Origin of the sequence: Morganella sp. Je.2.23 (genome assembly GCF_051129855.1) — a bacterium.
GTDB lineage: Bacteria > Pseudomonadota > Gammaproteobacteria > Enterobacterales > Enterobacteriaceae > Morganella > Morganella sibonii.
Genome location: NZ_JBCPSQ010000004.1, coordinates 260517 through 272063, shown reverse-complemented (window position 1 = coordinate 272063; position 11547 = coordinate 260517). Strand labels below are relative to the sequence as shown.

General features: G+C 35.7%; 7 protein-coding genes and 4 pseudogenes. 5 read left to right on the top strand and 6 right to left on the bottom strand.

The features are described 5' to 3' along the window. Window positions 1-473 precede the first annotated feature (473 nt). Window positions 474-1883: a hypothetical protein gene (locus AAZR23_RS15170; RefSeq protein ID WP_434693522.1), complete on the top strand. Its 1410-nt coding sequence runs from the start codon at window positions 474-476 to the stop codon at window positions 1881-1883. A gap of 144 nt (window positions 1884-2027) precedes the next feature. On the opposite strand, the pseudogene AAZR23_RS15165 reads toward AAZR23_RS15170, so the two are convergent. Next, window positions 2028-2242, bottom strand: a pseudogene (locus tag AAZR23_RS15165) (IS3 family transposase); the annotation flags it as partial. Window positions 2243-2461: 219 nt separating this feature from the next. Then, window positions 2462-3177, bottom strand: a pseudogene (locus tag AAZR23_RS15160) (IS110 family transposase); the annotation flags it as partial. Between the two features lie 66 nt (window positions 3178-3243). Between AAZR23_RS15160 and AAZR23_RS15155 the strand changes: the two are divergent. Next, window positions 3244-4236, top strand: a pseudogene (locus AAZR23_RS15155) (IS3 family transposase); the annotation flags it as partial. A gap of 238 nt (window positions 4237-4474) precedes the next feature. Here the strand turns inward: AAZR23_RS15155 and AAZR23_RS15150 are convergent. Next, window positions 4475-5077 carry a helix-turn-helix domain-containing protein gene (locus tag AAZR23_RS15150; RefSeq protein ID WP_434693521.1) on the bottom strand — a complete coding sequence of 201 codons (603 nt, stop codon included), beginning with the start codon at window positions 5075-5077 and terminating at the stop codon, window positions 4475-4477. Between the two features lie 44 nt (window positions 5078-5121). Between AAZR23_RS15150 and AAZR23_RS15145 the strand changes: the two genes are divergently transcribed. The 3 genes from AAZR23_RS15145 to AAZR23_RS15135 all read left to right on the top strand — a co-directional run bounded on the left by AAZR23_RS15145 (window position 5122) and on the right by AAZR23_RS15135 (window position 6937). Further along, a complete protein-coding gene (locus AAZR23_RS15145) occupies window positions 5122-5808 on the top strand; it encodes a B3/B4 domain-containing protein (protein WP_434693519.1) in 687 nt (228 codons plus the stop codon). A gap of 419 nt (window positions 5809-6227) precedes the next feature. Continuing rightward, entirely contained in the window at window positions 6228-6539 is a 312-nt protein-coding gene (locus tag AAZR23_RS15140; protein ID WP_434693517.1) for a DMT family transporter, read from the top strand. Window positions 6540-6586: 47 nt separating this feature from the next. Then, entirely contained in the window at window positions 6587-6937 is a 351-nt protein-coding gene (locus tag AAZR23_RS15135) for a DMT family transporter (RefSeq protein ID WP_434693515.1), read from the top strand. A gap of 511 nt (window positions 6938-7448) precedes the next feature. Here AAZR23_RS15135 and AAZR23_RS15130 read toward each other — a convergent pair. From AAZR23_RS15130 to AAZR23_RS15120, 3 genes and pseudogenes are all read right to left on the bottom strand, one after another. After that, window positions 7449-8669: a helix-turn-helix domain-containing protein gene (locus tag AAZR23_RS15130; RefSeq protein ID WP_434693513.1), complete on the bottom strand. Its 1221-nt coding sequence runs from the start codon at window positions 8667-8669 to the stop codon at window positions 7449-7451. A gap of 249 nt (window positions 8670-8918) precedes the next feature. Continuing rightward, window positions 8919-10010, bottom strand: a pseudogene (thrA, locus tag AAZR23_RS15125) (bifunctional aspartate kinase/homoserine dehydrogenase I); the annotation flags it as partial. Between the two features lie 258 nt (window positions 10011-10268). Next, window positions 10269-11531 carry an aromatic amino acid transport family protein gene (locus AAZR23_RS15120; protein ID WP_434693511.1) on the bottom strand — a complete coding sequence of 421 codons (1263 nt, stop codon included), beginning with the start codon at window positions 11529-11531 and terminating at the stop codon, window positions 10269-10271. Window positions 11532-11547: the final 16 nt, after the last annotated feature.

Here is an 11547-nt window from a genome sequence, read left to right as displayed (position 1 = left end):
CGAAATTGTGATTGAAAGGCGGAGATGGAATTCCGCGGTTTTCACAAATAACCAGTATCATCTGTCAGATTCAACATACCATCCTCTCCTTTGTACACCTCTCAAACGTAGCTTCTCTATTGTCGATTTGCCCAAAAAAAGTTGCATTGAACATCTGAAAGAGAGTGATTACGGCCATAATCACTAGGCAGAACTAAAAATATAGACTTGGGTCAATATTTTAATCATTATCGGTCAATATAATGACCATAATATAACAACCCGACGACCTGCGGCCTAATGGTGCGCTACGCTATCAGTAGTTTTCATTTTGAATACAGCAGAAGGAGTGGCTACTGACAGGAAAACTGGTAAGAGCATAAATATATCTTTATGCCGGAAGTCTGCCCAACCCCCCAAACGGGAAATGGAGGAGTAAATGAACTCAGATAAACTGCAATATCAAAACATGCATAACCGTGGGAGCTTTGCATATGAATAGCCGTCCTGAGACCCAGCAGGAAATAGGATTAGGGAAGTATTCCTGGCCGCAGGTCATTAAATGGCTTTTAATCCTGCTGGTCCTGTATGCTATAGGAAGTGTATTTATATCCAACCCTTTTTCAATCTTTGTCGATAGAACAACACCCGTTGATTATTCAAGAGTAATGTATTTTCATGGTATGACTGTGGGTCTTGCTGGAATCACCGCCCTGATTATCAGCCAGGTTTTTTCTCTTGATAAAAAGTTTAAAAAAATTATTTTTCTCTGCACCGTTGTCACGATAATTATTGGGGTCACCGGGGGGGCAGTTAACCGATCGATGGAATATACCAAACTATTTCTCTGGTATCAGATCCTTGCTTTTATTGCACTTGATATAATTTTAATTGCCATGTCAGTAGGTCTTATTTTGACAAAGGACATGGAGCTCCGACAATCACGGACCTGGTATTTGGTTCTGTCTGCATCAGCAACTGCCGTTATCGCAGCCTTAATTGGCGATCTGGCTGGTTTTATTCTTGATTTTGGTGACTGGCTGGGTATTTTGGGATGGTATGCTGGAAAAATTGGCTATACGTTAGAGGAATGGCAGGATAATCTGTTGCGTTCGCATTCAGATATGATGGTTGTTGCCATAATTGGTCTCATCTTATCAGTTATCAGTTGGAAATATGGCCGTAATATGGCAGGTGTATCATCATCAGTAAAAGCCACAGGTGAATGGATGGCTATCCTGGGACTGGTTTTACTGATCATAATAATGGTTGTCTCCGGGTTTGGTGGCTCCGGTCTGCAAATTCCGCACATTTTTACGGAGAAAGGATTTTATGCCCAAAGAGGCCAAAGTGTTGCTGGGATTGATCTGGGTGACTTCACCATTGGCACATTCTTTTTGATGGGGGGGATGCTAATGATGGGAGCAATCCTTTTCGGTAAAAAATTTCCAGGACACACGTTGAGCAAAACAGCCAAATACACACTCAGCGGAATGTTTCTTACGTGGAGTAGTATTGTTATAACCGTAGCAGGTATGGGATTTCTTGAGGAGTACAGAGCTGATTTATACAACTCAGCAAACGATGTTCCACTCGGGGACTATGGTTTTGCATTCAGGATGTTACATCTTGATGTTAGCCTGATACTTTTCCCAGCAGTCATGGTGGTCATGTTGCTTGCACATCATTTTTTAAAGGATGATGACAATAAATACATTCAATGGATTTTACGCACTGGTGTCGTTATTTGCTCAATAGGCTCATTAGTGTATATGGTTCTTAACCCAGGCCCATTCGGCCCTGGTTACTGGATTGTTGCTGCTGGATTTATCATTATTATGTTTGCAATGGCTTATTTTTTCATACGTAGTGATAATAAAATTAAAGAGGATTTTAAAAGCTAGTCTGCAGAGTAGTCGCTAGAATTTGATCCTGGTAAGACGGTAATAAAAAAGACTTAGTATGGACATCACAAAATCGCCATAATAAAGTTGGGCTTCCAAGACGCCCAGCTTTATGAGGTTTGAATATGAATTGCTACGGATAATCTAGATACTTCTGAGTTGTTGATAATACTGATCTTCATATTTAGTTGGTGGCATCTTATCACTTGAACCATGCCGACAGTTACTGTTATAAAACATTTCGAGACAATCAAAATATCACAGCTGGCCTCATCCTGTGTTCTGTGGATCTTTTTATTTATCTGCTCGTGTTTCAGTAGCTGGAAAAAGCTTTCTGTAACCATATTATCATGAAAGTTACTGCAACAGCCCATGTGTAAGTATCCCGGAAAAAATCTATGGCCACCCCCGTTTTTGCAACACTGATTTTGATTTATGATGGGCTTGCTTACATCTATCCGGTATCAGAAATATCTGTGCCCAAATGGATAATCCGCACACAATCGCCTCAACAACTGGACGACCACGAAGGCCAATATAATAGTCAGGTTCCGATCGTGCAGGTTCAACCTGTGGCTATTTTTGAATTCAGTTCCTTTGCCGATCGCAGCAACAACTGTAGTGGCTGTTTTAGGGCCAGTACCTTTAACTTTGGCAATCCGCTGACAAGCTTCAGATTGTCGGAAAACAGTATCAATTTCGTTATCAAAAAAGTTTGACGACTTGGATCGTTAAAAAGATCATAGAGTTATGCGATCGTTCTGCACATTCTGGCACTAAGACCATTTTCAGCATCTTCAAGGATAAGCGGAACAGCACGACGAACTCTTGAGACTGCCGCGCCGATCGTTATTCCCCGATCAAGCAGCAGTCCCCTGATTTGACAGACTGTCACAGTGCGGTGATTAACAATACGCTGTCTTGCACGGTGCAGAGCCTGAATATCCTGCTGTTCAGGGCTTTTGGGTGGTACGAACTGCATTGTTAGCTGCATCAGAGCAATTGCGATAGCCTGTGCATCATTACCGCCATTTTTTTGCCCACGGATAAAGGGTTTTACATACTGGGGACTGATCACTTTTACCTTATGTCCCAGTTTTTCGAACTCACGCTGCCAGTAAAATGCGCCCGTGGAGGCTTCCACACCAATCAGGCAGGCCGGAATATTTGTGACAGTCTGTAGTAACGTTTTACGATCAGTGCGTTTTTTATAAACCGGTTTACCCGCCTGATTTAATCCACAAAGCCGAAAAACATTTTTAGTCAGATCAATACCGAGATAGATAACATTCATGATAATGCTCCTGCTGAGTATATTTTGTTCAGTTAACCTCAGAGGGAGGAGGTAGTCTATCCCATTAACTGGAAAGCCAAATACGGTGGGATGGAGGTGTCTGACATTAAAAAATTAAAAGATCTTGAAGAGGAAAACCGACGTTTAAAACAGATGTTTGCTGATCTGAGTCTTGAGTGCCGAGCTCTGAAGGATGTTATTGAAAAAAGCTTTAAAAACAGCGGTAAAGCGGGAGCTTGTCAGTTATCTTATCGAATAGTATTCGATGAGCATCCATCACGCCTGCGGGCCTTATCGCTGAGCAGAACGGTGTATTTTTACAAACCGGATACCCGGCGGGATGAACCGGTGATACAGGCGCTGACAGAGACGGCAGAACATTATCCCAGTTACGGGTTTAAAAAGCTGTTTCAGATCCTGCGCAGGCAGGGCAACGGGTGGAATCATAAGCGCGTTCACCGGATCTATTGTTTGCTGAAGCTGAACTTTCGCCGTAAAGGCACACAACGCCTGCCTGTGCGTAATCCGGCACGGCTGGCGGCATCGGAGGCAATAAACCAGAGCTGGTCGATTGATTTTATGCACGGTGCTTTGGTCAGTGGTAGACGTTTCCGGACATTCAATGTGGTGGATGACTTTAACCGTGAGGCACTGGCCATAGAGATTGACCTGAATATTCCAGCTCAGCGTGTCATCAGGGGGTTGGATTAGATCGTTGCTCACCGGGGTTACCCGCTGAAAATGAGGGCGGATAATGGGCCGGAATTTATCTCACTGACACTGGCTCAATGGGTTGAAGAGCATAGTGTACATCTGGAGTTTATTCAGCCCAGGAAACCCACTCAGAATGCTTTTATTGAACGATTTAACCAGACATACCGGACTGAAATACTGGATTTTTATCTGTTCAGAACACTGAATGAAGTGTGGGAAATTACAGATCGCTGGCTGACAGAATATAACAGCGAGCGACCTCATAAATCCTTAAATAACCTGACGCTGGAAGAATGCTGGTTGATGGCTGAAAAACCGGAAACCTCAAAAAGTGTCTGGAACTAAAACAGGTCTACTTACACCAAGACCAAGAATGATGTTTGGAAATAAAATTCTGTTACTCTCGGAAAAATACAGCATAATGATTTTGCCATCTCCCACATAAATATTGGTACAACTTTGTTATTTGCAGAGGCTCGGATAAGATTACAGAGAAGTTTTTAGCGTTCTGTATATCTGTTTTTTTACTGAATATAACTACGGTTGCATAAAGTTTGAGCATTATGGGTATGTAGTAGTTAATTTATATTGCCTTTTCATTAACGGTCATTATGAATATTAATGTATTATTTTCTTTGTTTTCATAAAAATGATAAACATCAGTTTTAGCAGTGGCAGAGCAGCCTTCGTTAACCTGAAATATACTATCTTCTATACCTAATGTTAATGTACCTGCCTGTACATGAAATAACTCAATTGTTCCTGGTGAATGCCCAGGTGAACAGAATTTCTCACCAGGAGCTAATTCCCATAACCAGAGTTCAACCATATCAGGCCCACTAGACCCAGCTAAAAGTCTGGCTTTTCCACCGAGCTCACCTTTCCAAAGATTTGGTATATCCGCGTCGGTGATAATATTAACAACTGGGCCAGAGTTAACATTAATAAAATCAGCTACAGATACGCCCATTGCTGTGGCAAGTCGACATAATAATGCAATACTAGGGTTAGCCTTGCAATTTTCGATCTTTACAAGCATACCCTTGCTTACATCAGCCCGCTGAGATAGCTCATCAATAGAGAGGCGCTTTAGTTTTCTATATTGTTTAATTTTTTTGGAAACAGCTTGATTAACTGAATCAGCGTCATTTTTACTCTCGGTCATTATGTTGACATTTTTAGTCACTATAGTATCCTTTATAAAGTTAATTCATGTTATAGGATTATCGTGTGCTAACTATCTCGCCGTCAATCAATCCTGATATCTATCTTGTTGCACCTGGTTTCAGAGCATTAAGTATCTATGTTACAGGAATGTCTATACAAAATCCGACTGTTGGTAAAGCAGCATTGAATGAAGCCTGTAAAGCTGTTTTAGCAGGCAATCCAGAGTGGGCAGAAGCCCACTTATCTGCTTGGAGTGATGTATTTTGGGAATTTGGTGCTAAACCTAAACGTACCCCGTGTTCTGCAGAAGCATTGCATAAAAGAGTACTTCGGGATAGGACGATAGCTTCCCTCAGTCCTGTTGTTGATCTTTATAATGCTGTCAGTCTTAGATATGCCATTCCGGTTGGTGGTGAAAATATAGATGGATATAAGGGGATACCAAGGCTGACCTTTGCATTAGGTACTGAAATATTTGATACAATTAAGGATGGTAAATCTTTTACTGAATATCCAGTGAAAGGTGAAATTATCTGGTGTGATGACATTGGTGTTACCCGCCGTTGCTGGAATTGGAAACAAAGCATCAGAACACGATTGAATGTAGAAGTAAGAAATATGTGGTTCATTCTGGAGAGTTTGCCACAGATGCCAATTGAACAACTTCATGAAGCAGGGAGAATGCTAACTGATGGACTAGAAAGAATGATGCCAGGCCTTTGGTTTGAGGTTGAATTTATTCAGAATTAATTATTTTTCTGAAAGATTTAATATAAATTTCTCTGGTTCATATATATCTATTTTAATATAAGAAATTAAAATAGATAGGTGTTGTTAAAAATAACATAGTGATTCTGAATTTTTATCTAATTTCAGATTGATGGATAGAAATCTAACTTAATATAAAGTTCTATAGGATATTCTATAATAAAATAAAGAATTTGTTTTTTGTATGGTGTGTTTTTCTCTATGATGCATCTAATTTATAATTACTTAGGTTTTTGCAATGCATAGAAGCTCATAATGCATATACAGGAATATTTATCCACCTATATAGTTTCATTAGTTGATGGCTTAACTAGAGCATTATTTAAATAAATTTAATTGGGGTTTTATTAAATGCTTATTAGCGATATGAAAGTGATTTTTTAAGATAAAGAGAGGTTGCAATGTATTGGTTCTATATGATGGTAGCTGTTATTTTTGAAATTATTGTAGGTATTTCTGCAGGAAATGCAAATGGATTTAAACAGTTTTGGTGGACTGCAATAACTCTGACCAGTGGAGTCATTGCAACATATTTTCTTAGCTTATCATTACTTACTTTTGATGTTGGTGTAGGATATGCAATATGGACATCATTTTCAGGTGTAGGTATTTGTGTTTTTGGTGTTATTTTCTTTAAGCAAAAACTAAATATAAAAAAGTTGATTGGTATTTTAATAATAATGATTGGTGTTATTGGACTCCGTATTTGTTAATGACTGTTATACTCAAACTTTAATTATAATTAAATAGAGGAATTGAAATGAAAAAATATGCAGATAATAAATTAAAAAAATCTTGGGGAGTTTTATTTTTAGCTGGTATTTTTGAAGTTGGCTATGCATTAAGTGTGGCCGGTAGCCATGCATTTACAAAACTTAATTGGTCTATTTTAGCATTAGTATTCTTTATATTAACCTTATATACACTAAGTATCTCTTTAAAATATATCAATGTAGGGGTTGGCTATGCTGTTTGGGCTGGAATTGGAACTATTGGTGCTTCAATCTTCGGATTTGTCTTATTTCATCAGCAATTATCATTAATTCAAATATTTTGGTTGGTTATTATTATTATTGGTGTAATTTGGTTGAAAATATCTGATAGTAATTAAAATTGGCAATGGTAATAATTCATATATAAAGTTAAATAATACTTTTTACATAAAGATGGTTTTATATTTTATAGAATTACTTATTATCACTAATTATTTATTTACTAAAGGGAATATAACTAAAAAATTAATGTTTACTATATTTAATTGAATTCTTTATTATTAATAGTTAATTATGGAAAGTTATTTAAATACTATAGGTTATAATAATTAAAATTAATAAAATAGCAGAGTTAATATTTATAAATCTAAAGAGATATTTCTATTTGTTTATAATGGTTTGATAAAGGTTTTCCGATTTGTTTTTATAACACGTTGATTAAAAACTATTCAAGCATTTATGTATTTTCTTCTAATTATAATTATGAATATAAATTTAGGATATTTGATTTACCTAATTCTATGATTGAAATAAAAATATTTTAATAAATTCAAGCCATTATCAATCTTTGAAATTTTTGATAACGCATATTTTTTATTTTCATGAAATAAAGGTAAATTTAATAATTTATTATGACTTATTCCTTTTTTTATAATCAACTGGTGATATACCTACTTTTTCTTTAAATACCTTTATAAAATATGAATAATTACAGTATCCCAGCGTATCAGATATTTCTTTTATTGATAACTTACTGGAAATTAATAATGATTTAGCTCTTTTAATTTTCATACTGGAAATATAATCAGATACAGTCATATTTATTTCATCTCTAAATATTTTTAATAAATTGCCTCTATTGATATTAAACTTATCAGATAAAATATTAATGTTAACAGTTGATAAGTTTAATGATATAAAGTTTATTATGCTTTTGTAGGTATTATTACCAGTGTTATTATTAATCAATTCATCATTATACACGTGAAAACTCTCTAAAGTAATATCTGTGTTAGTTGATAATTGGTTTTTATTACCTGTACAAAATATTTTTATAATATGATGTCCCTTATCTAAATTGGTATTTATATATAAAACTTGCTTTGTAACTCTTACACTATTGTAAGTATCAATAGTTGTTATATAATTCCCATCAATGATAATATCAGCTAAGCCACAATCAAAATTTATGGTTCCAACCCATTTTATTCCTGAGCCATAAAAATTATATTCTACATAAGATGATTTATTTGCTGTATAAAACTCTTCTGCTGTAACTTTTTCTCTGGTGGGCCATGAAACCCAGTGACCAGTATAGAGAATTCTGGGATCAGAAAATAATACTTTTTGCCATGATTGGTATTGGTTTGATTCAATTAATATAGCTATTATTTTAACAACTGAAAATAATATATCAGATTTATCTGTAGTTGATGTGTTAATATTATGGTGGGATAATATAAACTGAAATAATTCTTTTATTCTCGAGTCAACCAAACCATGGATCATTGGGTGTTCCTTATTTATCATTAAGTTATTTATTACCTCATGAATGAACTCTCCTGAAATATCAATATAATAAAATTCAATATCATCATTAATATCTAACGTTAATTTTCTATCCTGGAACTGAATCAAAATATCATTTTGTTGACAAAAATGTTTCTTTCCAAACAAGCTAAAAGTGCATGTCCCTTTTAGGATAAAAAAAACTCTATACCCTTTTTTTAAAATAAATGACATACACGAAGATGTATCTATTGAGTAAAAGCTACTAGCTATTAAGTTAACGCCTAATGAATACCCACAGCAATTGAGGTTAACTTCTGTTTCATTAGTAATTTTTTTCATAGTTATATTGTACTCTTGCAAAATTATTAAAAAAATTAATAAATCTATGGTGTAGTATTCTAAATTAATCACTATAAATATAATAAGTTAACATATAAAAAATTTTTTCCTGTATTTGTATATGTCTTTATACATTTTTTATCTTTACTAAAATTAAATTAGATTCATATAATCAGAAAGAGAAAGTTAGATGTTTTAATATCAATTAAAAATATTAATGAAACAGTTTCCACTATACTATGCCACATTTTACACAATTTTTCTGGTTTTTATTCGTAGTATATCCGCAAATACCCCTGCTGCTGTTACATCATTCCCCGCACCGTAACCACGAAGTACCAGCGGGATCGGCTGATAGTAGCGGGTATAAAATGCTAGGACATTTTCACCGTTTTTCACGTTATATAGAGGATCATTGCCGTCCACCTTCGTGATCTTCACCTGACAGCGGCCATGGTCAATGATGCCAACATAACGCAAAACATGACCTGCTTCTGCGGCTTTCGCCACACGTGCAGTAAAGGCCACATCCAGTGACAGCAGATTCGCCATAAAAGTGTTCACATCTCCGGAGGCATCAAACTCCGGCGGCAGCACGGAATCCACCTCAATATCTGATAATTCAAGGGATAGTCCTGCTTCACGGGCGAGGATTAGCAGTTTGCGCGCCACATCTATTCCAGAGAGATCATCACGTGGATCCGGCTCAGTAAAACCTTTGGTTTTTGCTGCCTCCGTTGCTTCGGACAGTGACATTCCTTCATCCAGCATACCGAAAATAAAGGAGAGCGAACCTGACAAAATTCCGTTGAACTGCACCAGCTCATCTCCCGCATTTAGCAGGTTTTGCAGGTTTTCAATCACCGGCAGACCGGCACCGACGTTGGTGTCATAACGAAACTGACGTTTCGATGCTGCTGCCACACTACGCAGCTCATGGTAATACGCCATCGGCAGGGTATTTGCTTTTTTGTTCGGCGTTACCACATTGAAGCCGTCTTTCAGAAAATCTACATATTGCAGGGTGATCTCTTCATTCGACGTACAATCCACAATTACTGGGTTGAGGAAGTGATGCTCTTTTTCCAGACGGATCAGACGGCTGAGGCTGAATGGCTCTTTTGCCTGAGATAGCAACTGACGCCAATTTTGTAAATCAATACCGTGTATATTGGTCAGCATGGCTTTTGAATTGGCGATACCACACACCCGCAGATCGATACTCCGGGCTTTTAGCCATGCCTGCTGGCGGCAGATTTGCTCTAATAGTGCACTACCGACCCCGCCGGTACCCACCACAAATACCTCAACAATACAGTCTGTATCATATAATTTTTGGTGACAGAAATACATATTAAAAACCTTAGGATAATTATTCTATAAAGAATTAATAAATATTGTTAATAGAGTGAATAATATATTGGACATTAATTGTTTTATAGCTAAAAATACTGTATTAAGTGATTTTAATATATAAGATATTAGTACTTATTTTTAATTTTACTTGGTGTTTTAAATTGATAATTATTATTATAATTAACGGCATATAAATATAGTCATCACCATTCCACAATGGTGATGACTGTTGGATTATTAAAACTAAATCATGTTAATTATACTGGTAACCAATGTTACCAAACCAATAAAACCAACCCAGTATGTAGAAAGTCCATTATATTTTTTTAATCGTTCTGTTTTAAATATGCCATAAACAGGCATAATACAAAGAAGCATAGCAATCAGAGGAGCTGATACAATATTTATCATATCAAGAATGCCAGGGTCTATCCATGCTATCGCCCATGTGGATCCCATAATAATAATAAGAGAAAAGTAATTTGTGAATTTATTATTTTTAAATACTCCTTTTATTAAACCATTTAATCCCTCCAAAGCACCAAGGTAATGACCGAAAAATGATTTAAAAATTGAAATTATTGCAATTATCGGTGCGGCCCACATTAAAATAGATGATAGGATCAATTCATTTTCATTTGAACTTGAAAATGAATTAGCCAGGTATGTCAAAATTGTTACATTTTGTTCTTTAGCTAGAGCTAAATCATTTTTAGAAAGAGTCAACACACAACTTATTGCAAAAAATATAACTACAAATGTCATCAATATAGAAGCTATTTTTTCTGTTTTCTGAATTTTACTTATCAGTTTATCATTCTCTTCATCAGGATATTTTTCTTTATAAGCAACACACATTGATGAAATAATAGGGGAGTGATTAAATGAGAAAACCATTACACTAATACCAAAAAATACCCCTGTCAGTATATCTATAAAATTAATATTATTTTTAAATCCGCCCTGAAAAATACCACCATCCCAATAAGGAATCAAGGATAATGATACTATTATCAAACATAGAATAAATGGATAAACAATAAAGCTGACTACTTTTACAATTAAATCACGACCATATTGAATTATAATACTCAAGAATATAATGCCCATAAGAGATATAATTGCTCGTGATGGGGATGATATCTGCACTTGATGTTCAAGGAAATTAATAATAGTATTAGTAAATGCAACTCCATACATCCACAACAAAGGGCAGATAACACAAAAATATAGTAACGTAACTATTTTTCCTCCATTTTTACCAAAGTATATAGTGGCAACATTAGTTATATCATTAACTCCGTCACGGTTTCCTGCAGTAATAAACTTAATTAAGGCACTATGACATAGGTATGCTATTGGAAATGCAATTACAATCATAATTAAAAAAGGTATAGCTCCCGCTATACCCGCTGTAATTGGAAAAAACAAAACTCCGGCACCAATAGCTGTACCAAAACATCCTAGTGACCAAACTAAATCATTAGAGTTATATTTATTAATCATTTAAATGGCCCTATAT

Bases quoted from the DNA above. Each gene is read 5' to 3' on its own strand.
- AAZR23_RS15130 (WP_434693513.1), bottom strand. From the start codon at position 8,669: ATGAAAAAAATTACTAATGAAACAGAAGTTAACCTCAATTGCTGTGGG.
- AAZR23_RS15140 (WP_434693517.1), top strand. From the start codon at position 6,228: ATGTATTGGTTCTATATGATGGTAGCTGTTATTTTTGAAATTATTGTA.
- AAZR23_RS15135 (WP_434693515.1), top strand. From the start codon at position 6,587: ATGAAAAAATATGCAGATAATAAATTAAAAAAATCTTGGGGAGTTTTA.
- AAZR23_RS15170 (WP_434693522.1), top strand. From the start codon at position 474: ATGAATAGCCGTCCTGAGACCCAGCAGGAAATAGGATTAGGGAAGTAT.
- AAZR23_RS15120 (WP_434693511.1), bottom strand. From the start codon at position 11,531: ATGATTAATAAATATAACTCTAATGATTTAGTTTGGTCACTAGGATGT.